The organism is Schleiferilactobacillus perolens DSM 12744 (genome assembly GCF_001435585.1).
GTDB lineage: Bacteria > Bacillota > Bacilli > Lactobacillales > Lactobacillaceae > Schleiferilactobacillus > Schleiferilactobacillus perolens.
The window spans coordinates 456378-480712 of the sequence record NZ_AZEC01000001.1 but is presented as its reverse complement, the minus strand read 5'-3'; the positions used below and the strand labels follow the sequence as shown (position 1 = coordinate 480712).

The following is a 24335-nucleotide window of genomic DNA, read 5'->3' as shown; positions in this document are numbered from 1 at the left end:
AATTCATACAATGAGTACCATGAACACATCAAGTGAACGCGTAAAGAAGGGACTGTGGACGATGGAAAACAACAGAACAGGAATCACCCTAAAATCATCCACACTCTGGCGCTCACATCAATTGGAGCGTTAAAATCCGACCATTATGTGCAATATAAATATGAGCGGCGTGAATCGGCGATGATTTGCGCCGCTTTTTGCGTGCGGCGAAGGGCTTTCTTACCGCGCAGACCGCAATCAAGCGCATTTCGCTGTTCACTTCTCAAGTTGATCGATCCTTGAATTTGAGAAATGAGGAATGTATTTCATGACATTAATGCACTATTTTGGCCAATGCCGTACACACTTGGCCCTAGTGATCACTATTATTATTTGCAACGCTGGGTTGTTAACAGTGGGCGGCATTGGCAGCGTCAATGCCCTAACAGTGATCGTCAAACATCAAACCGTTCCTTTCTTTGCCTGGGTAGGTGTCACCGTTGCTGCTGATCTCAGCTATGCCGTATTGCTTTATTTTCAAACAGTTCAAAAAGTTAAACTGACTCAGGAGATTGACACCCTGATCCGAGCTGATGTCGCTGCAGGACTAGGCACACAAAATTATGCTGACTTTCACCGGGAAACCACTGCCACCTATACTTCCTGGCTAACCAATGACATTGCTACGATCAATGAATATGGAATTGGGGACGCATTGATGATTATTCAACAAATCGCCGAAATCATTTTCAGCGGTACCACTTTGTTTGTTCTCCACTGGAGTCTTTTGTTGACAGTGCTGGGTTTATCCAGCGCAATGGTGATCTTTCCGCGTATCTTCAAAGCTCGCCTAGATCGTACCTCGTTAGCCCGGACTAAAGCCAACGAGCGATTGGTCAATATGTTGGAGGACATGCTGAACGGGTTTGACACTCTGTTTACGGCTAATCTCACCAAAGTGATGGCCCAAAAAGTTGTGACTGTCTCTAAAGACGTAAATGCTCATTACATTGCCTTCGGTCGCGCAAGTGGTGCCATGTACGCGAGCACGAATGGCTTGTCCTTTCTGAGCCAACTGATTCTACTGGCCCAGGCTGGAGGCTTAATTCTGTATCGTTTAACACCCATTGGCGCAATCAGCGGCGTTCAATATTTTGGCGGCACCATTTTTGCTGAGTTATCGGGCATCGCCTTTAACTACAGAGAGTTCCGATCTGTGGCCCCAATTATGGGCAAGTTAGCCAGCACCAGGGCCAAACCAACTCCTGTGACCGCCCCTCTTCCAGTTCTTCACACTGGCTTACAGCTATCCAATATCACATATCGGTACGGAGATCGCTCAGATAACATTTTGCATGATCTATCACTGACCATCCCCGCTGGTCGAAAAATCATTTTGACGGGTGATTCCGGCACTGGAAAGTCAACTTTGCTGGGTATTATCAGCGGTCAGCTCACCGGATATACCGGACGGGTCAGCTTTGATGGCCTGGATTACCACCATATTTCTGCTGATGCGCTCCACGCTCAGTTAGCGTACGTCACTCAAGATCCCTATATTTTCAATGCCGATCTGCGGTGGAATCTAACACTTGGCCAATCTGTCGACCCCGTTCATCTAACAGGTGTAATCGACCAAGTCGGATTGGGCCCACTCATCAGCCATTTGCCCAATGGTTTAGACACTTTGTTATCCCACAACGGTACCGATCTATCTGGCGGGCAAAAACAGCGTATTGCTTTGGGCCGAGCGTTATTAAGTGGTCGTCGTATTCTACTATTGGACGAAGCAACTTCTGCCCTGGATAAAGATGCCAGTCTTGCTCTTGAAAAGTGTTTGCTCTCATTCCCTAAATTAACTTTAGTAATGGTCACACATCACTTGCATCCTGAAATTGCGGCACTAGCCGATGAAGTGGTTCAACTCGCGCAAATTAATTCACCTGTGTAACTAAATAAGTTTAAAAAATACCACGCCAGATTTTATGACGTGGTATTTTTCACCTATTCGACTTTATTTTTAGCATCCGCCAATTCGTCCCGCAGCATATTCTTCTCTGCGACCTTAAAGAACGGATAATACATCGCACCAGCAATCAAAAGCTCGATCGCCGACCAAACACCGGCACGCCAATCCCAACCAGTAGCCATCATCGGGCCAATAATTGGCGGCATGGTCCATGGCACCATCACCACTGGTGCATTCATCCAACCAATGGTGATCAAGATATACGAGCCCGTGGCAAGAATCAATGGTACCAGTATAAACGGAATCATCACCACTGGATTCATCACAATGGGAAATCCGAAGATAACAGGTTCGTTAATTTCAAACAGAGCCGATGGAAATGCCACCTTACCAAGATCCCGATATGTCCGGCTCTTGGAAAACAACATCAATGCCACCAACGTAATCGTTGCCCCAGTACCACCCACATTGACCAGTAAACTGGAGAATCCAGATGATGTCACGTAAGGCAGTGGTTGATGCTTAGCCCAAGCAGTTCCGTTGGCCGCTAGGAACTGGAGGAAAATCGGATCGGCAATGCCTTCGAGGGTCATGTCCCCATGAATCCCACACACCCACAACAGGCTAACCAGCAATGTGTAAACCAATATCCCGGGCAAAGAGTTCATCGCGAATAGCAGTGGGTGGAAAATGGACTCAATGACCAAATTGATATTGATGTGCAACGGCATTCTGATCACCCAAAATAAGAGCAGAATGACAAACCCTGGCAGCAGCGAAACAAATGAATTGGATACTGCCTGGGGTACGCCATTGGGCAAGCGAATGACGATATTGTGAGACACGAAGAAGCGCATGATCAAAACAGAAACAAATGCCGTAATGATGGCAGTGAATAGACCACTACTGGAAAAGTTATCCGTGTCCAATTTAAACTTGTCATTAAAGGACGTGATAATAAAAGCCACAGTAGACAAGCCCGCCCCGGAAATTGGATCGACATCCAAAGCCTTGGCCAGTTCATATCCGATCCCAATAACGGCCAGTAGCGAAATAATACCGAAGGACCCGCTCACGGCAACACCAATCATGTTGCTGTAAGGTTTAATAAAATTTGTCCAGGCTGTGATTGGAATATTTCCCAAAATCAGGAAAATACTACCACTGATGATAGCGGGCAAAGTCAGGACCAATCCATTACGAATTGAGACCAAGTACTTGTTATTCCCAACTTTTTCCATCGGCGGCATAATAGTTTCCTGCAACCATTGCATGAATTTATTCATGGCAACGCCAGCTTTCTTTTCAGAATTGCATATTCAGCATAGGCCTTGCTTCCATGAATGTAAATCAATTTTGAATTGGACCGGTAAGGGGTTTCATTAATTTTCGAGATTTCTCTAAGTAACAAAGCATTTAACAAATATTGGTCTAGACCGAACGCCACTCAAATGATTCCCTGACCCGCTCCCGCAACGCGGGCACCACCCTCTCCCCAAACCACGGATGATGATTCAACCACCCATAATTCAACGGCGAAGGATGCACCAACGGGAAACAATCCGGCAAGTAATCCTGATAATGGGCCACCGTTTCCGTCAACGTCTTCTGGCGTTTGCGGCCCAAGTAATACCGTTGCGCATATTGGCCAATCAATAATGTCAGTTGGATATTTGGCATCAGCTTGAGCAACGGTTCGTGCCATTTCTCTGCAAATCCCTTCCGCGGTGGCAAATCCCCCTGCTTGCCCTTACCTGGATAGTAGAAATCCAACGGCAGCACAGCAATTTTGTCAGAATGATAAAACTCATCCGTCGTCACTCCCATCCAGTCCCGCAAGCGCTGGCCACTGGCATCATCCCAAAACACCATCGATTCTTGCGCCTTACGACTCGGCGCTTGGCTGATTAAAAGGATGGTTGCCTGGGGATCGACGTAGTACAGCGGCTGGATTCCCTGTTTCGTATACTTTTCATTTTCCGGATCATTTTGGATTGCAGTGAAAATTTCGTCAGCAGATGTCATTTGCATTATCCCTTCTGTAAGAAAAAAGCCGGCCAACGCCAGCTTCTCCCCACGATTCAATTAGTGGCCGCGATGTTTCTCTAACCGCTTGGCCAGCTTTTTTCGCCGAACTTCAGCAGCGTGGGCCTGCTTAGTTTCTCGCCGCCGTTGCTTTTTAATCACCAAGTTTTGTTGATGTGCCAACTTTAGCACTACTTCTGACCGATGATTATTGCCGTGCTTCTGCACCAATTGACGAGCCAGCCGTTGTCGCTTCTTGCTGCTTTGTTGTTCCTGACCGACCACTGGCACTAGAGAGTTACTGTCGATCCAGCGCAGCGCGCACCATTGCTGCATAATTAAAGTCTGAATCTGATTGAGTGTCGGTTCTTGAGTACCAAACGTCACTTTTGCAACTTGATAGTGTCCTTTGATGACACGTTCAAATACACCGCGGAAAAATGACTGATCGTAAAACACTGTTAACTGACTTTGAGTGGCCATGTTAACTCCTCCTTATTTCGATTCGCAAAATAAGGACATCCAGGAGGAAGGATACTGACAGCCCAGTGGCTGCGTCTGGACTACCAACCAGACTATGTTTTTAACTTTGCAACAATTATTTTCCCCGGCGTGAGTTTGAAAGTCAAATCGCCTCGATTGATAAACTCATCAAAATTTAATTCAGATCCTCTGTTGACATTCTTTCTCCAACCGTCTAACATACGATTCATAATTTAATTCGCTCGATAAACCGTTGAAGTGGAAGTCAAAATCATTATGCCCGTCCAGAGAGTTGCTAGCCGATGTGAATGCAGCCGAACGCAGATGATCAAATGGACCACTGAGGGTTCTTCAGAAAGTTTCGACCAGTATGGGGAAACGTTAGGCATACGTCAGTTGTCGGAAGGGTGTTGGCCCTTCGCAGAGAGTGATTGATCAATTCATTTTTGACACAACCAATCGATCAATCAAACTAAGGTGGCACCGCGGAAAATCCGTCCTTAACAAGAGACTTGTTATGGGCGGATTTTTTTGTACCCGAGCGAACCAAGACGATGGAGGTGTTTTTTGATGATGAAACGAGTGGAAAAACGATGGCAAATTTGGCCAGGAATCAGCATATGCAACTGTCAGTCACCCACGGTCAACCCTATCGGAGGTAATCACTATGATTCAAGAAGCACTGGTCAAAATGATCCATCAAGAAGATCTCACGTTTACTGAAAGTCAAACTGTTTTGAACGAAATTATGACTGGTCAAGTGCCAGAAAGCCAAATTGCCAGTCTGCTCACTGGCCTGACGATTAAGAAACCGACGCCGGATGAAATTGCCGGTGCCGCCGCCGCGATGCGGGAACAGGCTCTGGCCTTTCCGACCACAGACAATGTCCTCGAAATCGTGGGCACCGGTGGTGATCATTCTAATTCTTTCAACATTTCTTCCACCGCCGCCATCGTCATTTCTGCAGCGGGCACGAAGGTCGCCAAACACGGCAATCGCTCCGCTTCCTCCAAGAGCGGCGCCGCTGACGTGCTGGAAGCCCTAGGCATCGACATCAACCAAAGCCCGGCGCTGGGTTATCAAAGTCTCCAAGAAAATAATTTTGCCTTCCTGTTTGCCCAACAATACCACCGCTCCATGCGCTTCGTTGCCCCGGTCCGCAAGGCGTTGGGCTTCCCGACGCTGTTCAATATTCTCGGCCCCTTGGCCAATCCCGCCCATCCCCGGCAACAATTATTGGGCGTCTATGACGATGCACTGCTCCTACCCATGGCCCATGTACTGGAGAAACTGGGTGTCACCAACGCCTTAATCGTGCACAACGAAGATGGCCTCGACGAGCTGACCACCACGAACGTCAACGATGTCGTGGAATTGGCAAATGGCGAAATCACTCAATATCAGTTAACGCCGGAACAGTTCGGCTTCACCCGCTCCCAAGAGGCCGCTTTAGTCGGCGGCACGCCGATCGATAACGCTCGAATCACCCGCGCTGTATTGAACAACCAGCCAGGCGCTGCGCTAGACACCGTGTTGTTCAACGCCGGTGCGGCCTTACACCTGGCCCATCCAGAAATGTCGATCGCAGACGGCATCGCACTGGCCCGCCAAACCGTCGCCAGCGGTGCCGCCGCCCGCCAACTGGATCGGCTCATCGATTTCAGCAAGCAAGAAGATGTGGTCGCATGATTCTAGACGACTTAGTGATCGCGACTGAAAAACGGCTAGCCAGTGAAAAGCAGCAGGTGTCTTTAGCCCAAATGCAGAAACTGGCCGACCAAGCACCCCGACCGGCTGCGGATTTTGCTCAACAATTGCACACTCCCGGATTACATGTCATCGGCGAGCTCAAACAGGCCTCTCCTTCCAAGGGGCAAATCGTCGCGGAGTTTCCCTACGCAGAAATTGCCCGGGAATACACGGCCGCCGGCATCGATGCGATTTCTATCTTAACTGAACCCACTTATTTCAAGGGCGATATCCGTTATCTGCGCACAGTCAGCCAAGTCACCACTGTCCCGCTCCTGCGCAAAGACTTCACCATTGATCCCTACATGATCTATGAAGCCCGGGCGAACGGCGCCAGCATCATTTTGCTCATCGTGGCAATTCTCACCGATGACCAGTTGGCCGATTATCTCGCACTGGCCGCATCCCTGGGACTATCCGCCATCGTGGAAGCCCACAATGCGGAAGAAATCCAGCGGGCAGTGACTGCCGGGGCCAACATTATCGGCATCAACAATCGCAATTTGAAGGATTTCTCGGTGGATTTCACTAACAGCATTCGTCTCCGTCATCTCATTCCAGAAAGCATTGCGGTGATCGCTGAAAGCGGCATTCATCATCCCCAGGAGGCAGCCGTGCTGCAGGCGGCTCAGTTCAATGGCATCCTCGTCGGCGAGGCACTCATGCGATCCCAGAATAAAGCGCAGTTGATTCACGCATTCAAGGAGGCAGCCAATGATGAAAGTGAAAATTTGCGGACTGATGACGCCGTCTGATGTGGCGGCGGTGAACACGACCAGCGCCGACTTTGCCGGCTTTGTCTTCGCCCCTGGCCGCCATCAAATCAGCGCGGCCATCGCCCAGGACTTGCGGCAACAATTGAACCCTGAAATTCAAACTGTCGGCGTCTTCGTTCACGAATCCGTGGATGAAATCCTGGCAACCTACCATACCGGCGCCATTCAAATCGCCCAGTTGCATGGTGGCGTATATAACGAGAAAGTCCAGACTTTGCAAGCGGCCGGGATGCAAGTCATCCAAGTCTTTGTCCAACAGGCCATCGCCGCCGATTCACCGGCCGATTACGTGATGGTAGATAGCGGCCAGGGCAGCGACCAAACGTTAGACTGGTCAACATTGCCCACAGTTCACCAACCGACCATTCTCGCCGGCGGTCTGACACCAGCCAATGTCGCCACTGCCATTCAAATCACGCGGCCCGCCGTGGTCGACGTTTCCAGCGGTGTGGAAACCGACCACCATAAAGACATCCAAAAAATCCAAGCATTCGTCACCAACGCGAAGGGAGCAGTTTAAATATGTTAGAAACCCAGAAAAAGGGCCGTTACGGAGAATTCGGCGGTCAATACATTCCAGAAACGCTCATGACCCAATTGGAGATAATCGATCGAGAATATCACAGGCTGAAAAACGACTCATCCTTTCGCGCTGAATTAAACGACTTACTGGTCAATTACGCTAACCGGCCCTCATTACTTTATTACGCAAAAAACATGACGGAAGACCTTGGCGGCGCCCAGATTTATCTCAAACGGGAAGACCTGAACCACACCGGCGCCCACAAGATTAACAACGTCATCGGCCAGGCGCTGGTCGCGAAGCACTTGGGCAAAACCCGCCTGATCGCGGAGACCGGCGCTGGCCAGCATGGTGTCGCCACCGCCACCATTGCCGCTCTGTTCGGCATGGAATGTGAAATTTTCATGGGCAAAGAAGATACTGAACGGCAAAAGCTGAATGTATACCGCATGGAGCTGTTGGGCGCCAAGGTCCATCCCGTCACCACCGGTTCCATGGTGCTCAAAGACGCCGTGAACGCCACAATGCAGGAATGGGCTAGCCGGATTGATGACACTTTCTATATTCTCGGCTCCGCGGTGGGACCGGCTCCCTTCCCCGAAATGGTCCACGACTTTCAAAGCGTCATCAGCAAAGAGGCCAAGCAGCAGCTGCAAGAGAAAAAGCACACGCTGCCGGACATGGTGGTGGCCTGTGTGGGCGGCGGCAGCAATGCCATTGGCAGTTTCGCCGACTTTATTGACGATCCTAGTGTCCAACTAGTCGGTGTGGAAGCCGCCGGTAAAGGGGTGGATAGCAATCGCACCGCCGCCACCATTGAACGTGGCAGTGTGGGCATTTTCCATGGTATGAAGTCCCTGTTCTTACAGGATCAAAACGGTCAAATTGACAAGGTCTACTCCATTTCCGCCGGCCTTGATTATCCAGGTGTTGGCCCGGAGCACGCCGCGTTGGCAGAAGAAGGCCGGGCACAATACGTGGGCATCACCGATGACGAAGCCGTCGCCGCCTTTGAGTACATTGCCCGAGAAGAAGGTATCGTCGCTGCCATCGAGAGCTGCCATGCCGTCGCCTATGTGCAAAAGATAGCCCCAACCATGCGCCAGGATCAGATCATTATCTGTACCCTGTCCGGCCGCGGAGATAAGGATGTCGCCAGCATTGCCAAATATAAAGGAGTGGAAATTGATGACTAAATTAAAACAAGTTTTTACCAACCGCAAAGCATTCATTCCTTTTATCGTGGCCGACGATCCCAACTTCGCCACAACAGTGAAAAATGTCGTCGCGCTAGCCGAAAACGGTGCGGACATCATGGAGCTGGGCATTCCCTTTTCTGACCCATCCGCTGATGGCCCCGTCATTCAAGACGCTGACTTGCGCGCATTCGCGGCAGGCGTGACGCCGACGACGGTATTTGACATCGTGGCTGCAGTAAGAAAGCAGTCGCAAGTCCCCATCGTGTTTTTGACCTACGTCAACATTCCTTTCAAATATGGCTATGCCCAATTCTGCCGCCGCTGCCAGGAACTTGGCGTGCTAGGATTGGTAATTCCCGACCTACCCTATGAAGAACGGGATGAACTCGCACCCATTGCCACCCAATATGATGTGGATTTGATCCCATTGATCACGCCCACTTCTGATCGGCGAGTGGAAAAAATCGCCAAAGCCGCCACTGGTTTTATCTATGTCGTCTCCGCGTTGGGCATCACCGGCGAGCGGGATGAATTTGCCCATAACTTAACTCAGCTCATTGCCCGCATTCGGCAGTACACGGACATACCCACAGCAATCGGCTTTGGCATCCACACCCCGGAACAAGCAGCTGAAATGAGCCAAATTGCCGATTGTGCGATCATTGGCAGCGCGATTGTGGATTTAGTTCGCCAGCATGGGACGGATGCACCGGAGTACTTAGCCGCCTATACCAAGACGATCCGGGCAGCGATGGATGCTGCAGCAACCGTGCAGAAGGCAGCCAATTATTAAATTACGTCTGAACCAAATCGCAGTTTTGTCAAAGCACTTTCCGAATACACAAAAATACCGCAGAATTCCTCTGCGGTATTTTATTTCTCTAACGCTTAGTCTTTATCATTTTTTCTTTTCCGTAACCCAACAGCGTAAATCACACCGACTCCGACAATCAGGACAAGACCCAGAACCATCAGACCATCGCTTAACGCTTCACCGGTCTGAGGCAAGTGCGCCGTCGATGTGCTGGCCTTAGAATTGTTTTCATCCTTTGACCTGCCGCCGTCCGCTGACTTGCTGCCATTGGCATGTTGCTCATTGTTTGGCCCCACCGGTGTTGGCACGTGTGTATTGGTGATGTTAAAGCCTTTGATTGTGGTCGCATATCCAGATACAGGCGCTTCTCGCAATGTGTACGTGATCAATTTGCCATTCCGATATTTCGGCAAATTAGCAAAGGTGTATTGCCAGTCATTCTTTGCGGTCACGACTTGTTTGCCAACTTCGACGCCATTTCCCAGCAAGTAAACCACAATTTGACTGGGTCGTACGCGGTCTTGGTTGTTGCCATCTTGCCAGGTTTTCGTACCGCTGACATTGGTGGTTTCGGGAGTATGGATATTAGTCACATCGAATCCCTTGACCGTTGTGGCATAACCAGGCACCTTGTCTTCTTGCAACGTATACGTAATCAATTTGCCATTTTGATACTTAGGCAGGTTGGTAAAACTGTAGTGCCAGTTGTCTTTTGCCGTCACCACTTGCTGACTCACAACAGTACCGTTGGCCAATAGATGAATGACAATTTGGCTGGGACGCTGGCCATCCTGGTTATTTTTATCCTGCCATGTCTTGGTTCCTTGCACACTAGTTGTCTCTGGCGTGTGGCGGTTGGTGATATGAAAACCATCAATGGTTGTCGTATAACCAGGTACAGGGTCCTCTTGAATCGTGTAGACAATGGTCTGCCCATTTTGATACTTCGGTAGATTCACGAAGTTGAACGCCCATTGATTCTTTGCAGTGACGACTTGAGTATCGACTGCCGCACCATTGGCCAGCAAGTGTACCACAATCTGGCTAGGCCGTTGCCCGTCCTGATCGTTGTTATCTTGCCATTCCTTTTGCCCGGCTACACTGACCGTCTCCGGTGTGTGCTGATTGGTGATATCAAAACCGTTAATGGTGGTCGCATAGCCCGCCACCGGTTCTTCTTCAACGGTATAATTGATCAATTTACCATCTTGGAATTTGGGCAAATTGGTAAAACTGTAACGCCAGCTGTCTTTCGCAGTCACTACTTGCTGGCCAGCCGCCACACCGTTACCCAGCAAGTGCACCACGATTTGACTAGGGCGCTGACCGTCCTGGTTATTGTTATCTTGCCACGTCTTTTTACCAGTCACATTGGTGGTTTCCGGCGTGTGTATATTGGTAATATCAAAGCCTTGCATGGTGGTGGCATAGCCTGCGACAGGATCCTCCGACACAGTATAGGTGACCGGTTTGCCGTTTTGGTAAAAAGGTAGATCGGTAAAACTGTACTGCCACTGGTCCTGGGCTGTCACCGTCTTCTGAAACGGCGTTATTTCACCATTCGCCCACAAATGGACAACAATTTGAGCTGGACGTACCCCATCCTGATCATTTTGATCAGACCAAGTTTTTGTTCCCTGGACTGTTACTGGGTTATGCGCGTCATTGACAACCACTTGTTGGCTAATTTTTTGGCCACTAATTGTGAACGGATATTTCGTTGTGTGATCCAGTTGATAGCCATCCGGCGCCGCTGTTTCAACCACATAGTATTGTCCGGCTGTGAGTCCCTTGTATGTGATTGTGCCATCTGCAGTCGTGCGCAAACCAGCCTTCACTAATGTGCCATCTTCTTGGTACAGGCTGAATTCCGCACCTTCTAATGGTGCCTGAGTGGTATCATCACGCTTGGTAATGGTCACCTGACCCTGCTGATTCGTTTCTGGCAGCGTCACATTGTTATCGTCATCGGCCTTAGTGTAATCCACTGTGACGACTTTGCCCTGTGCCAGATCATCCGCAATCACGTAACCTTCAGGCGCCTTTGTTTCTTGCAAGATGTATTGACCAGACTTGAGATTACCCCAGGCCAAGCGACCTTTGTCATCTGTGGTGCCATCTTTCAGTAGCTGACCTTTTTTTCCGTCAGCACCGATTGCATAGAGCGAAAAGCTGGCGCCGGCGAGAGGGTCCTTCGTGTCGGCATCAGTTTTCTGAATGACCAGATTGGTGTTTTGACCGTCCGCTGAGCCATTGCTGGTGACCACTGCCACATCTTTGGTCGTACTATCATTGACGGTCTTTTCGCCATCGCCGGTCACAACCACTGCATTGCTTACCGAGTCAGTCGTCGCCGAGTTGATCAGTGCGCGGTAGTGAATTGAATACGCACTGGAAATTTGATTTTTGAATTCCAAAGTCAACGTTTGGGCGCCGGTGCTTTGATCTGTCTGAACAGCGAGCGTATAATCTGTGCCCAATTTCAGGGGCGCGTCGGTTTGTTCAGTAAAGTCACCGTTGGCTGCCGGTGTAGCTGGATAAACAACAACGGACGCTTCATCAATAATCTGGTCCGTTGATGGTGTATCGACCACCTTCACATTTTTCAATGTGGATTGGGCCTTATTGACCCAAATGTTCCATAAAGCATAATTGGAATCAGTGGGATCTTGCTGTCCATCCTTTTCTACTACACTACCGCTGTGCGGCACCGTGACTTTTGCCGTCAAGTCATGTTTTTCATCGCCGTTTTGATAGCTTGCAGTATTGTCGTAAGTTGGTTGGTCAATCACTTTACCGGCCAGACTGGTCTCATAGGTCAATACATAGGCGCTGTCGCCCTTGGGTAATGAAGCTGTGAGAGTCTTCTTTGTTGCGTCATACTGGATGGATGGATCCGACACAGCGTCACCTGGGGTATAGGAACCATCCGTACTGATCTTAGCCGTGGTAAGCTTGGCACTATTGGCGACATAGTCTTGGTCCCCCACAATCGCATCCGTGATTGCTGCACCATCAGCCAATGTCCATTGGTTATAATTCACTACCACTGTCCACTGAATTGTTTTGGTGGTGGCATTGTAGCTGCCGGACTTGCTGCCGTCATTAATAAATTCTGTTTTGGGTGTAAAGTCGGCCTGCCCATCGTTCGTATGGCTAGCGCCATTTTGATCCGTCCAGGTGGCTGTGGCCTTGTTGGTCCACTTATGGTTCGCAGGCAATTTGTTGATGTCAAAATTGGTCGTATAAGTTAACGTATACCAATCTTTGGCGTGTGCCTTGAGATCACCCAAAAATTCGAGTTTGAAGCCGCCTTCTTGTGCTGTGATTTGATAATCTTCACCATTGGTTAGCGTCTTACCGGTATCTTTATCTTGTAGGACAAACGAATCTGAATTCAGGGTCAGTCCATCTGGCACTGTGTCCGTTAGCGCCCAGTCGGCCATATCCTGTCGAGCCATGTTGATATCCAGGTGCCACGCCACAGTTTTTGCATTGTAATCTACAGTATCCACTGTTTTCGTCAATCCTTGTTGACCCACAGGCTGTTCGCCGGACTCCACAGTCTTGCCGTCACTGGAAGCTGAATTGCTAATTTTCGTTGTCGTATCATTCGGATCAATAAGCTTTGATTGATAGGCAACCTTCACCCCTTTGGTCAAGCCATTGGGGAAAGTAATCGTCATTTTTCCCTTGGCGGTATCGTAATCAACTTGGTATTGATCCTTCGGAACAGTGGTCCCGTCCTCGTACGTTAATGTGGGATCACCACTAAATGTTTGGTTGGGAGAAAGCTGGTCGGTCAATTGTGTATTTTCTGGCAACTGTTTTTCATTGAAATTGTAATCAATATGCCAGTTATATTTTTGACCGCCGTTTTTGTCCTGACCGTCGAATTTCTTATCCAGAAAATTACCGTAATTCACTGTCACACTCGCATCGGCAGCTGCATCTTGTTCATTATTGCGCAGGATGGCAGTATTGTTGAACTCCACCGATCCGCCATCTTCGGGCACTGCGGCTGCATCAATCGTAGTCGTGTATTCCACCTTGAAGGCTTGGCGGGTATCAGCGTATTGGCCGATCAGTGTAATCGTACCATTCTTGTCGACGGTGTAGTCTTGGTCCGCTGTTAATGCTGTCCCGGTCGCGGTGACATTGCCCTTTAAATCAACAGTCACCGGATAAACAACAGTCTTAACCAGTGTTGTGTTAGCCGGCATCGTATCGATAATTTGAGCATTTTTCAGCGTATCTAAATTGGTATTTACCATAACCGACCAGATTACTTCCTGCTTATCTGGTGTGACCGTTCCGGTCTTCGCAATTGCATTGCCACCTGTTGGGGTAACGAAGTACGGAATGGTTTGGTCTTCTCCCTTAGTGGGAATGACTATGTTGTGTTCGCCGCCTGTGGTTTCTTGAGACACGGTCTGCTTGTAATTAAAAGTACCGTGGACACCATCCTTGTTTTCAACATTGCTATTGAACGTAAACGTGACTTGGCCCTCTGGAGAAACTGTGTAAGAGCCGTAATCTCCTAGATTGCCTTTCTGGGCAGCATCATAAGCAATACCTTCTGGCAATTGGAAAGTAAAATAGTCACCTGCTTTTAGTTGGTAGCCATCATTCAACGTATCAGGGATCGACCACTGATAGGCCAAATTGATATTAGTACTGGAAGTCACTGATTGGGGATCAACAGGCTTACCACTGGCATCCGTAAATGATGCCGTTGCACTATCGATTAAAGTTTTATTAGCATCCGCTGGCAGTACGGTGCTAATATCTGTTCCTGAAGCAGTATCACCGGCAGCTTGCAACTGAGTCAGCGAACCAAAGTACTGACCCAGCAGCAGAAAACATGCCAGGATATAAAACAAGCGAAAAAAAGATTCTCGTTTTTTCATGATTCCCTCCGTATTCGTGAACGAACAAGCCATTGACCGTACCGCACGAAAAAAGAACCGTAGCGATGCGGTCAACGACTAGAAATGACAAGCTGATTGTCGATTTCGCGAAATTAAATCTTGAGCTATTCAAACAATGGTTAACCGTTTGAAGAATAGCAAAAAGTGGGAATCACCGCATCAATAATGAGATTTCATTGCGTTTTGAATGAGTAACAGATGTTTTTAAATAATTGTCAACAGCCCTTGCATATAGATATTTCATTTCTAGTTTCCATAACGACTCGTTATTATCGTCATGGAAACACTGTGAATATTTAGTTTTGCGAATATGGAATGCCGAATAGGCGTCAGAGACCATTTCAAAAAAAAGACGTCCGTTTCTGAAATGCAAAAAAATAGCGATAAACATCATTGATGTTTATCGCCAAAGGCTTAAATATTGAACGAAAAAAACAAATTACACTGATTCTCGGGTTTTTACGCATAAAATTCGCATTGCTCACTATTATCGTACTGCGGCAATTCGAATGTGGTGCCATTCTATCTGTTCGCCGCGCTTTTGTGTATTTTTGATTGCACGTAACATGTCACATCGCGTACAAGTCAACAAACTAAATTGTCTCTACAAAATGAGTTGGATATTTCTCCCAATATTCTCGGTAAACCGGCGCATTTTTATCCGCTAAATTCAGTTGATACAATCGAAAAGTGGTCAGTCGATTCTTGGGTTGCCACTTTTCATCGTAGGAATACTGATAATGCATTCCCAGCTTCTGCATTACTCGCCCGCTGCCCAGATTCTGGACATCATGGGTGGCCGTGATAAAAGCCAGTTTTTGTACAGCCGGAGAGGCCACCACTGCCTTGGCAGCTTCGGTGATTATCCCGCGCCCCCAATAGTCTGGCAATAACCCGTATCCCAGATCACGGGCGGTACCGTTGGATAACGTGATGTACCCGATTGGTCGGTTATCTGTCTTGAAACAAACTGCCAACCATTCTGATTCAGCCGGCGGCGCAATTCTGGTTTGGAAGAACTTTTCTGTCTCCGTCAGCGACGCCACTGGCCACCACGGTAAATAATGATTGACGGTTTGATCAGATAAAATCGCAAATAGTGCAGACAAATCCTGTGGCTCATGGCGAAATGGTCGAATCGTAAGACGTGGTGTGGTCAACATCGTGAAATTACCTCTTTCTTAAAAGAATATAGTGCGTCCAAACAAATTCATCGCCCAGTCGACAGTTGCCGAATCTTTCCTGCAGCCTCTAGGGGTGACAGGTGGGTCGTATCCAACTTGATACTGTCCACCATCGCAAACTTTGGTAAACGCGCAATTGCTGCCGGAATTGCCTCAGCCGTCCGTATTCCGTTTTGCACGTCCGCAGTGATGTTTTCCGTCAGCTTGGTCACACTAGGCACCAGCGATATGTTGACCAGCGCGACATTCTCTAACGTCAGTCCCGCCAATACCGTGTCGATAATCGTCTGTTCGTCCATCACCCAGCAAAAGATGATATTCTTCAAATCCGGTTCGGCGATAAAAGCATTCAGCAAATGGTGAATATTGCCGATCACCATCGTCTTGGTTTGTTCGTTCACCACAAATGGGTCCATCACCCAGCACCAATCACCGTCCAGCATGACGGCGTTGGGTAATTGCTGCAATAACACCTTACTGACCGCCGTTTTACCGGCGCCCATTGGTCCGCCGATGAAGTACAGCGTCTTTTCCATCACAATCAGTCCCGTCATTTCGATTTGACACCGTTAATCCAATATTACCCATGCAGTGGATAAAAGAGAATTAGTTTTCTACGGGAGTAAGCGCAAATTTACGAATGGCATCGGCTAAACCGCCCTCATCATTGGTGCCCGTGACATAATCGGCGTGGGCCTTAGCTACCTCCGACCCATTTCCCATGACCACGGCGGTCCCAGCAAACTCAAACATCGGCAGGTCATTGCCTTCATCGCCGACGGCCATCACTTCATCCGCCGTCATGCCCAGCTTTTGTGCCAGTTCGGCCAATGCCTTGCCCTTATCGACCTTCGGATCCATCACTTCCAAGAAGTTACGGCCGGCGCGCACGACATAATACGCATCAGAAAATTCTGCCATCACGGTACTTTCCACGGCATCCAGTTGCTCTTCGGTGCCCACAAAGAGGCCCTTGGCAATTTCAAAATCCGCTGGCATTTCTGCCGGTGTCCGCACAAAAATGCCCGCACTATTTTCCATTGCCTGAACGACGGTGATGAAATCGATGTCCCGATCCGCTGTATAGATCGTGCTATTTTCGTCTAACACATTGAATGGAATGTGATGTTCAGCGGCATATTGCGTCAACCGTTCATAGGTCGCTTTATTCAACAGGTGCTTGACAAGAACATGCCCCGACACAGATTCAATCACCGCGCCATTGTAGGTCACGACATACTGATCGTCTCCAGTCACACCCAATTCTTTGAGAAAATGGGCCACACCCGCCAGCGGCCGGCCAGTACACAGGACAATTTTAATATCCCGCGCTAAAGCTTCATGAATCGCCGTAATTGTACTGGGCAAAATTTTTCCCTTAGAATCAAGCAATGTGTCGTCAATATCAAGTGCAATCATTTTAATCGTCATGGATGAGGCCTCTTTCTATTATCTTGCATGGTAGTTTCTAATATGGGGCGAGCTTGGCGACGGAATACGACAGTCACCGTGATTGCGATGAGGCCTAACACCCCTGCGATCCACAGCAGCACATTGTCCGTCACCGCTCCGGGACCAATTAGTCCGAGCAAATTCCAGACTGGCGGAGCAAAAAATGCGCTGATAATCGTGGCCATGGTGAGCCAGCTGCTCATGGCGTCAATCTGCCCGGTGGGTAAATCCAACTGGCTGCGATACACCAGATAAGGACCAGTATAGGAATAAATAAAATTGAAAAATACGGCAGCCGCCACCGCTACGGCGGGGTTCTTAGTGGTCAATAGTGCGACCACAGAGAGTGCCGCGCCGGCATAGCCGAGAGTTAAGGTATATTGGTGTAAATGCTGGTGGACGCGGCCAAATGTTAAACCGGCAATCAGCCCGCCCATATTCATGGCGGATAGCGTCCAATTGGCCAATTCAGCGTTGCCAAAGGCGTGTTCTATGAACAAGCGCGGTAATTTAAGCTGTACACCCCAAATCAGCAGATACGTGACAAAAGCTAAACCCACCAGTAGCCAGCGCGAAAAGGGCAGCTTGTGCAGCTCTTCCTTATCAGTATACTGGATTGTGGCTGGTTCTGGTAACGCCCGCATAGCGAGGGCGGCAACGCCGCCTAACAACAGGTAGAGGAGGAAGACGCCACGCCAATTCACAGTCACGACGAGGCCTGCCAACGCCAGGAAAATAGCGATCCCCAGGGCGCCGAGACCAGTCTGATAGCCTAACAAGCGGGCGCGCAACTCTCCATGATAGGTATGGGCAATCAAGCCAATGGCGTGGGGTGAAAACAGGCCAAGTCCCAAGCCCAGAAAAAGTCGGCTTCCCAAAACGAGACCATAGGAATGGGTAAAAGCCGGAATGGTACCGGTCAAAGCCGCCGCCCAGAGGCCCACCACCACGACCTTCTTAATCCCAAAACGTTTCGTGAGCAGAGGATTCAGTAAGAGTGTGACTAATGCACTAATATTAGCGGCGGTCACCAACCACTCCACCATGGTCGTGGAAACTGACGCAAATTCTTGTTCCATTTGCGGCAAAATCCCGGTAATAATTGTGGCCACCCCACCGACCAGAGAAATACTCAAAATACTGGCCGTTGTTAACCATGTTTTTGATTTCATTCCTATCGCCTACACATGTTGAATGGCCTCTAAATAGGCCCTCTTCTCGGCTTGCCAGAAACGTTCATCATTGTCATTGATCGGACGAATGACCCGCGCTGGATTGCCGGCAGCGACCACATTTGCAGGAATATCTTTGGTGACCACGGCACCGGCACCAATGACCACATTATCGCCGATTGTGACCCCCGGACAGATGACCGCATTGCCACCGATCCACACATTGCTGCCAATTGTGATCGGATGACCATATTCCAAATCTTCGTTGCGCACATCCGCCACAATGGGGTGGCCTGCCGTGTAAACACTGACGGCGGGGCCAAACATGACGTTGTCCCCAATCGTGATCGGTGCCACATCAAGGAAAATACTGCCGTAATTGGCATAGAATCGCCGACCAATATGTAAATTGCCGCCATAATCCATCCGCGTTGGCACTTCAATATGCGCGTCCGCTGTCGGACAATCTACCAAGTTGGTCAAAATTTTAGCCCGCTCGGCACCTTCATCTGGCGCCGTTTGGTTGTACCGATAAATTGCCTGCTGAGCCTGCTTACGCAACTGGATCAATTCCGCATCATTTGAATTATAAAGTTTCCCGGCAAGCATTAAGTTTCGTTCTATGGACATTAAAAAGCCTCCTGTATTCGTATTCACAGGAGGTAGCATATCGTATTTAAAGGGCTTCCAAGGGACAATTTTAAAGGCCATTGCCCCCATTTTTGTGATAGCGGGCAAAAGCCTGCCGATATTCAGTGGGCGTCATGCCCTTCCATACCTTAAAGTTGCGAGTCAGCGTCTTCTCACTGGAAAAACCGCTACTACCTGCGATGGATGCGACGGTACGATTAGTTTCCAACAATAACCTTCGGGCCGCCATCAACCGGACCAACCGAATGTAACGATTCACCGACATTTGCAAGTTGACTCGGAACTGCTGATTCAAAGTCGTTAACGACACATGAAATTGCTGGGCCAAGACCTCCCCCGTTAATTGCGGATCGACATAGTTACGACTGATCACAGTCATCACCGTATCGGTCAAGCTGGGATTGGGATTCACGTCGGAAGCCGCCAGCGGCACAGTGAAATGGGCCTGAAGGACCACTAATAGCGCATAAAAATGGCTCAGGATGGACAGCCGTGTGATATCGGTGACCCCCTTCGTCAAAAGATCATGCATTGCTAATAAGTGCATCCGGATCTCTTCATATGCCGCCGGCGCCGCCCTTTGAGACTTCGGCCCCGTGAGCGTAATCCGCCAATTCACGCTTTCAGATAATTGAGATTGCAGAAAATCATCGTCAATGATCAAGCCAAACTCATCCCAATCAGCCTCGCTTGGCCCAGTGGCGCTATGCACAGCCCGCCGATTCACCGCCCAAATATCACCCGGGTGATATTCCCGGGTCTGTCCGTCCGTCACAAACTTCAGTGTGCCACCCGCCACCAGATAATTGAGCTCAATGCCTTGATGCCAGTGAGGAGCCACATCAATGGAAGTGAGCGGATCGTGGGAATAATATTTAAATGGCAGTCGTGGTACGACTTGAACATTTTCGTGCTGAATCATCTTACTGGCTTTCTCCTAACCGGGTCATCAATTGACTTTTGAGGTCTTCCAGGCTCGCTCGACGGTGGGCTAACTCTTCCTCTCGTTGTGTAATGCCAGTCAATTCTCGGTCAATTAAGCTGAGATTGTACCGCCACTGCTCGGTCGTGCCGCAATGTTTATCATGCTGCTCACGGATTTGTTGAATCGAAGCAATCGAAAATCCCATTTCTTGCAACGCTTTTATCTGCTCAAAATCCGAGCCATCCGCTTCCGAGTACCAATAATTGCGACCATGCCGGGCTGGCGTGAGCAATCCTTCTGCCACGTAAAACCGGACAGTATCTTTGGTTGTTTGATATTTTTGGATAAATTCTCCGATCAACATTTTGGCCAACTCCCTTGCTGTGGGGTGGACCCCACATGATTAACTGGTGTTGAGGTGATTACAATGACAATATTGTTGACTGCGCTAGTTGTTGTATACGGCTGCGCAATGGCCGCTGCGGCAATCACGGCCTGCCATAATGTGCCTGGATGGTTGGTGCTGGGTGCATTACTTTTCAGTGGGTGCTTACTGCTTGGACTGTACTGGTATTGGTTGATACCCGTTGGCTTAGTTGGATTGCTCGGTGTCGCCATTGGCAATGGTTACGCTTTGTATGGTCACGTCCACTGGCGGCATGTGCTGGTGCGGGTGGCTGTTTCTGTTATCATACTCGTTTTGCGGTGGACACTTCAAAAGTAACAGCTTTGACTCCCAAAAAATAATTTTTGATAGCGCTTGACAGAATATCTGGAAGCGCTATACTTTTGTTGAGTTTGTTAGGGACGCTAACAAACATCTGGAATCATTCAAATACGCCTTTAGAACACCAATACTAGTTCTCCGGGCGGTCGAAATCACACTTGTTCTGAGGAGGAAAAAGGTTATGAAGATTGTGGATAAATTATCCGATAAACTGTTGCCAATCGCCACCAAATTGAATAATCAGCGCCATTTAACATCTATTCGTGACAGTTTTATCGTCACAATGCCGCTGATTATGGCGGCATCAATCTTTATCTTGTTAAACGCTCTGATATTTTCAAACGCATGGGTTAACCAATTTGTCGATTTATCGCAGTTGGCAAACTTAGCAACCTTAATGAATAACGCCACTCTTGGTATTTTGGCAATCTTGGTTTGTTACAACATCGGGGTAAATCTAAGCACCTGGTATGTCAACAACGGCCGCATCTCTGCATCTGGATTTAATTCCATCAATGCCGGTGGTTTGAGCGTCGCGCTCATGTTCTTGATGATGCCTGTCACCAGTCAGGTAACGCTCACTAACGGTAAAACTGCTGAAGCAACAGGTATCTTCATGCAGAGTCTGACAAGCTCATCCGGTTTATTCGTAGCCATGTTTGCCGGTATTTTGGGCACTGAACTGTTTGTCCATTTTTCACAATACGATAAATTAAAAATCAAGCTGCCCGACGGCGTCCCACCTGCAGTGGCATCGACCTTCAATTCTTTAATTCCAGAAGTTCTGGTGTTGATCGTTGTGGCTGTTCCAGTTTATGCAATTACGACATTGTCTAAGCTGAGTATCCCTGACATTATCAATACAGCAATTCAAACGCCGTTACGCGGATTTGTCCTTTCCCCAGTCGGAATGATTTTCCTACAGTTCATTTCGGACTTTCTCTGGGTATTTGGACTCCATGGTTCCAGTATCTTATCGCCAATCACCACAGCGCCTCAACTGCAATCAATTCAAGAAAATATGACGGCTTTCGCCCATCACCAAGCCATCCCCAACATTGTTAATGGACCGTTCATCGGCAGCTATGGCTTGCTTGGCGGTGGTGGCTGTATGATGGCCCTAATCATCGCCATCTTCCTCGTATCCAAATTAGAAGCACAAAAGAGCATCGCTAAGTTAGCACTGGTTCCCAGCGTATTCAATATTGCTGAACCGATCATGTTCGGTTTACCAGTTGTGATGAACCCAATCTTTATGATTCCAGCCGCACTCATCCCGTCATTGAATCTGGTCATTGCATATGTATTGACCAACATCGGTATCGTCGGACGAATGGTGGCAATGGCGCCTTGGATTACGCCAACTGGTATTCAGACGTATGTTTCCACTGCTGGTAATATTCCAGCAACCATCCTCACTTTCCTCTTGCTTGCCCTAGATGTTCTGATTTACATTCCATTCGTGATGGCCAGCAATAAAGTGAAGTCTACTAACGAAGCTAAAGCGTAAGGAGGACGTTATGCTACCCTATCAAAACAAAACACTTACGATTAACGAAAGAACCTCTGATCTGTTAGGCCGAATGACATTGAAAGAAAAGGTTGGGCAGGTTAATCAGCATCTTTATGGCTGGAAATGCTATAAAAAGGATCAAGATGGCGTCAAGCTGACTGACTACTTTAAGCAGCACGTTAAATGGGGTGGAGGTATTGGTGCATTATATGGTGTGTTACGAGCCGATCCCTGGAGTGGTGTTAACTTTGACAATGGTGTCACTGGTCAAGAAGCACATGATCTAATTCAACTCATGCGAGACTACGTGGTCAACCACTCACGTCTTGGTATTCCTCCACTTTTCTCTGAGGAATGTCCCCATGGTCACCAAGGATTAAATGGCGTATCCTATCCAACTAATATTGGCAAAGGAAATAGCTTTGACACCGCCCTAATGACTGAAATGGCTGGTCTACAGGCTAAGGAACTACGTAATTTGGGGATCAATCTTGCTCTCGTTTCTACGCTTGATTTAGCAAAAGATCCGCGTTGGGGGCGCACAGAGGAATGTTTTGGTGAGGATCCTATGTTAAGTGCTCAATTCAGTCAAGCCATCGTAAATGGCTTTCAGGGCCACTTGATTCAGGAAAATGTTGATTTTGGAGCAGCTCCGGTTCCATCTACAACAGAGCAAGATGGCCACATTGGTGTGGTACTAAAACATTTTATTGCACAGGGTGAGGTTTTAGGCGGACATAATTCCGGCAGCGTATCAATGGGTGCCCGAGAATTTAAAGAAGTGTATACACCGCTCTTTAACGCTGTTAAAAATGCGGCTGGTGTAATGGTTGCATATAACGATATTGACGGTGTTCCCTGTCATGCTAACGCGTCATTACTGACTAGTTTGCGCCACCGATATCAATTTCAAGGATTACTCATGTCTGATGGCACTGCCTTAGATCGGTTAGCTCAGCTATACGATTCCCCTAAACAGGCAATCATCGCTGCATTGAATGCTGGTGTTGATTTGAGCCTATGGGATAATGTTTACACTCAAATTGCCGACAATTTCGATACTAATATGTCTGCAGCATTGGATCGCGCGGTAAGTCATGTGTTACGCATCAAGTTTTTGCTTGGGCTATTCGACAATCCGTTTCCTTCGTTCCACCCAACACAGGATGAAACACAGAAACTCAATCACCAGATCAGCACTGAAAGCATCACCTTACTAAAAAATGACCCTGCCGTTCTTCCTCTTAATCGTCAGAAAAAAGTTCTGGTCGTCGGCCCGAACGCAAATGCTTTCTATAATTTGTTAGGTGACTATACCGCCCCACAAACTGTGGAATTTATGACTAAGACCCCCCTTGCATCCATTCGGGCCGCATTTGATACGGCAGATTATGCCCTTGGTTGCGAGATCCGTGATCGATCTAACAGCGCGGGCCTAATTCAGGAGGCTGTCACCAAGGCGGCCAATGCGGATGTGATTATTGCGTTTCTGGGCGGTTCAAGCACCCGTGAATTCAACCTCAAATTCCTGGATAACGGTGCCGTTTCTTCTAAAGGGATTAACATGGATTCAGGTGAGAATGTTGACCTGGCCTCACTTGCTCTTGGTGGCGCACAAAACCAACTCATTCAAGCTTTAGAGAAAACTGGAAAACCAATCGTGACCGTGTTAATTGAAGGCCGCCCGCATAGCCTAAAATATGTCCTGCCTGCCTCCGCTGCTGTCATCACGGCTTGGTATCCCGGACAACAGGGCGGAAACGCAATTGTCGACGTACTGACCGGAAAAGTTGATCCATCCGGGCGACTAAGTATGACTTATCCAAAAAACAGTGGTCAACTTCCGGTCTACTATTACCAACGGGACGCACCAAAAAATGAAGACTATTATGATTTGTCAGGATCACCTGAGTTTCCTTTTGGCTATGGTCTCCATTATGGCAAAATCAATTATTCAAATCTGACCGTTTCCTTGTCTGCGAATACGATCCTTGGTTCTGTTCAAGTTTCAAACCGCTCAAACCATGTCATCCATGAATCGACATTGATTTTTGTTAAACTATTTGGCGGTACCGTGATTCAAAGAAGAGATATGCTGAAGGCCTTTGTCCGCAACACTTTGCCAGCAAACAGCACCCAAGAAGTCGTCTTCTCGTTGCCCCTAGGCCAAGTGAAATACATTGATTTGAATGGCGACTGGACATTACCAGATGCTCTAGAACTTCGAGTCGACAATCTCACAAAGACCGTACAGCTTTGATC

General features: G+C 48.4%; 20 protein-coding genes. 9 read left to right on the top strand and 11 right to left on the bottom strand.

Going from position 1 to position 24335, the window contains the following annotated elements:
- Window positions 1–355 precede the first annotated feature (355 nt).
- On the top strand, window positions 356–1930 hold the full coding sequence (locus tag FD09_RS01960) for an ATP-binding cassette domain-containing protein (RefSeq protein ID WP_162261464.1): 1575 nt from the start codon (window positions 356–358) through the stop codon (window positions 1928–1930).
- A 53-nt stretch (window positions 1931–1983) separates the two neighbouring features.
- Here the strand turns inward: FD09_RS01960 and FD09_RS01955 are convergent, their stop codons facing one another.
- The 3 genes from FD09_RS01955 to FD09_RS01945 form a co-directional block, all read right to left on the bottom strand.
- Window positions 1984–3234, bottom strand: a complete 1251-nt coding sequence (locus FD09_RS01955; protein ID WP_057817722.1) for a PTS sugar transporter subunit IIC — start codon at window positions 3232–3234, stop codon at window positions 1984–1986.
- 145 nt (window positions 3235–3379) lie between these two features.
- A complete protein-coding gene (locus FD09_RS01950; protein ID WP_057817720.1) occupies window positions 3380–3973 on the bottom strand; it encodes a uracil-DNA glycosylase family protein in 594 nt (197 codons plus the stop codon).
- Window positions 3974–4033: 60 nt separating this feature from the next.
- On the bottom strand, window positions 4034–4456 hold the full coding sequence (locus FD09_RS01945) for a YjdF family protein (protein ID WP_057817718.1): 423 nt from the start codon (window positions 4454–4456) through the stop codon (window positions 4034–4036).
- Between the two features lie 667 nt (window positions 4457–5123).
- On the opposite strand from FD09_RS01945, the gene trpD reads away from it, so the two are divergent.
- Genes trpD through trpA form a run of 5 tightly spaced genes read left to right on the top strand, consistent with a single transcriptional unit; the run spans window position 5124 to window position 9497 of the window.
- Window positions 5124–6146 carry an anthranilate phosphoribosyltransferase gene (gene trpD / locus FD09_RS01940; protein ID WP_057817716.1) on the top strand — a complete coding sequence of 341 codons (1023 nt, stop codon included), beginning with the start codon at window positions 5124–5126 and terminating at the stop codon, window positions 6144–6146.
- Window positions 6143–6961 (top strand): indole-3-glycerol phosphate synthase TrpC, encoded by an 819-nt coding sequence (gene trpC / locus FD09_RS01935; protein ID WP_057817714.1) that lies wholly within the window; start codon window positions 6143–6145, stop codon window positions 6959–6961. The genes trpD and trpC overlap by 4 nt, the downstream gene beginning before the upstream one ends.
- Complete coding sequence (locus tag FD09_RS01930) at window positions 6921–7502, top strand: phosphoribosylanthranilate isomerase (RefSeq protein ID WP_057817712.1); 582 nt, start codon at window positions 6921–6923, stop codon at window positions 7500–7502. Before trpC ends, FD09_RS01930 begins: the two co-directional genes overlap by 41 nt.
- Before the next feature lie 2 nt (window positions 7503–7504).
- Window positions 7505–8701, top strand: a complete 1197-nt coding sequence (trpB, locus tag FD09_RS01925; protein WP_057817710.1) for a tryptophan synthase subunit beta — start codon at window positions 7505–7507, stop codon at window positions 8699–8701.
- Window positions 8694–9497, top strand: coding sequence for a tryptophan synthase subunit alpha (trpA, locus tag FD09_RS01920; protein ID WP_057817708.1), 804 nt, complete (start codon window positions 8694–8696; stop codon window positions 9495–9497). The genes trpB and trpA overlap by 8 nt, the downstream gene beginning before the upstream one ends.
- A gap of 95 nt (window positions 9498–9592) precedes the next feature.
- Here trpA and FD09_RS01915 read toward each other — a convergent pair whose 3' ends face one another.
- The 8 genes from FD09_RS01915 to FD09_RS01880 all read right to left on the bottom strand — a co-directional run bounded on the left by FD09_RS01915 (window position 9593) and on the right by FD09_RS01880 (window position 20197).
- Window positions 9593–14428: a Cna B-type domain-containing protein gene (locus tag FD09_RS01915; protein ID WP_057817706.1), complete on the bottom strand. Its 4836-nt coding sequence runs from the start codon at window positions 14426–14428 to the stop codon at window positions 9593–9595.
- Between the two features lie 614 nt (window positions 14429–15042).
- Window positions 15043–15612, bottom strand: coding sequence for a GNAT family N-acetyltransferase (locus FD09_RS01910; RefSeq protein WP_057817704.1), 570 nt, complete (start codon window positions 15610–15612; stop codon window positions 15043–15045).
- Window positions 15613–15659: 47 nt separating this feature from the next.
- The gene (locus FD09_RS01905; protein WP_235812187.1) at window positions 15660–16187 is read right to left on the bottom strand and encodes an AAA family ATPase; all 528 of its coding nucleotides are present in this window, start codon (window positions 16185–16187) and stop codon (window positions 15660–15662) included.
- A gap of 52 nt (window positions 16188–16239) precedes the next feature.
- Entirely contained in the window at window positions 16240–17064 is an 825-nt protein-coding gene (locus tag FD09_RS01900; protein WP_057817702.1) for a Cof-type HAD-IIB family hydrolase, read from the bottom strand.
- Complete coding sequence (locus FD09_RS01895) at window positions 17061–18257, bottom strand: MFS transporter (RefSeq protein WP_057817700.1); 1197 nt, start codon at window positions 18255–18257, stop codon at window positions 17061–17063. The genes FD09_RS01900 and FD09_RS01895 overlap by 4 nt, the downstream gene beginning before the upstream one ends.
- Window positions 18258–18266: 9 nt before the next feature.
- Window positions 18267–18887, bottom strand: a complete 621-nt coding sequence (locus tag FD09_RS01890; protein WP_057817698.1) for a sugar O-acetyltransferase — start codon at window positions 18885–18887, stop codon at window positions 18267–18269.
- Window positions 18888–18957: 70 nt separating this feature from the next.
- Complete coding sequence (locus tag FD09_RS01885; protein WP_057817696.1) at window positions 18958–19830, bottom strand: AraC family transcriptional regulator; 873 nt, start codon at window positions 19828–19830, stop codon at window positions 18958–18960.
- 1 nt (window position 19831) lies between these two features.
- Window positions 19832–20197, bottom strand: a complete 366-nt coding sequence (locus FD09_RS01880) for a MerR family transcriptional regulator (protein ID WP_057817693.1) — start codon at window positions 20195–20197, stop codon at window positions 19832–19834.
- A gap of 63 nt (window positions 20198–20260) precedes the next feature.
- Between FD09_RS01880 and FD09_RS01875 the strand changes: the two genes are divergently transcribed.
- The 3 genes from FD09_RS01875 to FD09_RS01865 all read left to right on the top strand — a co-directional run bounded on the left by FD09_RS01875 (window position 20261) and on the right by FD09_RS01865 (window position 24333).
- Window positions 20261–20557 carry a hypothetical protein gene (locus FD09_RS01875; RefSeq protein ID WP_057817691.1) on the top strand — a complete coding sequence of 99 codons (297 nt, stop codon included), beginning with the start codon at window positions 20261–20263 and terminating at the stop codon, window positions 20555–20557.
- Between the two features lie 184 nt (window positions 20558–20741).
- A complete protein-coding gene (locus FD09_RS01870) occupies window positions 20742–22070 on the top strand; it encodes a PTS sugar transporter subunit IIC (RefSeq protein ID WP_201782846.1) in 1329 nt (442 codons plus the stop codon).
- Between the two features lie 10 nt (window positions 22071–22080).
- Window positions 22081–24333, top strand: coding sequence for a glycoside hydrolase family 3 C-terminal domain-containing protein (locus FD09_RS01865; RefSeq protein ID WP_057817688.1), 2253 nt, complete (start codon window positions 22081–22083; stop codon window positions 24331–24333).
- Window positions 24334–24335: the final 2 nt, after the last annotated feature.

Coding starts and splice junctions, on each gene's coding strand:
- FD09_RS01955 (WP_057817722.1), bottom strand. CDS start 3,234: ATGAATAAATTCATGCAATGGTTGCAGGAAACTATTATGCCGCCGATG.
- FD09_RS01950 (WP_057817720.1), bottom strand. CDS start 3,973: ATGACATCTGCTGACGAAATTTTCACTGCAATCCAAAATGATCCGGAA.
- FD09_RS01945 (WP_057817718.1), bottom strand. CDS start 4,456: ATGGCCACTCAAAGTCAGTTAACAGTGTTTTACGATCAGTCATTTTTC.
- trpD (WP_057817716.1), top strand. CDS start 5,124: ATGATTCAAGAAGCACTGGTCAAAATGATCCATCAAGAAGATCTCACG.
- trpC (WP_057817714.1), top strand. CDS start 6,143: ATGATTCTAGACGACTTAGTGATCGCGACTGAAAAACGGCTAGCCAGT.
- FD09_RS01930 (WP_057817712.1), top strand. CDS start 6,921: ATGATGAAAGTGAAAATTTGCGGACTGATGACGCCGTCTGATGTGGCG.
- trpB (WP_057817710.1), top strand. CDS start 7,505: ATGTTAGAAACCCAGAAAAAGGGCCGTTACGGAGAATTCGGCGGTCAA.
- trpA (WP_057817708.1), top strand. CDS start 8,694: ATGACTAAATTAAAACAAGTTTTTACCAACCGCAAAGCATTCATTCCT.
- FD09_RS01915 (WP_057817706.1), bottom strand. CDS start 14,428: ATGAAAAAACGAGAATCTTTTTTTCGCTTGTTTTATATCCTGGCATGT.
- FD09_RS01910 (WP_057817704.1), bottom strand. CDS start 15,612: ATGTTGACCACACCACGTCTTACGATTCGACCATTTCGCCATGAGCCA.
- FD09_RS01905 (WP_235812187.1), bottom strand. CDS start 16,187: ATGACGGGACTGATTGTGATGGAAAAGACGCTGTACTTCATCGGCGGA.
- FD09_RS01900 (WP_057817702.1), bottom strand. CDS start 17,064: ATGACGATTAAAATGATTGCACTTGATATTGACGACACATTGCTTGAT.
- FD09_RS01895 (WP_057817700.1), bottom strand. CDS start 18,257: ATGAAATCAAAAACATGGTTAACAACGGCCAGTATTTTGAGTATTTCT.
- FD09_RS01890 (WP_057817698.1), bottom strand. CDS start 18,887: ATGTCCATAGAACGAAACTTAATGCTTGCCGGGAAACTTTATAATTCA.
- FD09_RS01885 (WP_057817696.1), bottom strand. CDS start 19,830: ATGATTCAGCACGAAAATGTTCAAGTCGTACCACGACTGCCATTTAAA.
- FD09_RS01880 (WP_057817693.1), bottom strand. CDS start 20,197: ATGTTGATCGGAGAATTTATCCAAAAATATCAAACAACCAAAGATACT.
- FD09_RS01875 (WP_057817691.1), top strand. CDS start 20,261: ATGACAATATTGTTGACTGCGCTAGTTGTTGTATACGGCTGCGCAATG.
- FD09_RS01870 (WP_201782846.1), top strand. CDS start 20,742: ATGAAGATTGTGGATAAATTATCCGATAAACTGTTGCCAATCGCCACC.
- FD09_RS01865 (WP_057817688.1), top strand. CDS start 22,081: ATGCTACCCTATCAAAACAAAACACTTACGATTAACGAAAGAACCTCT.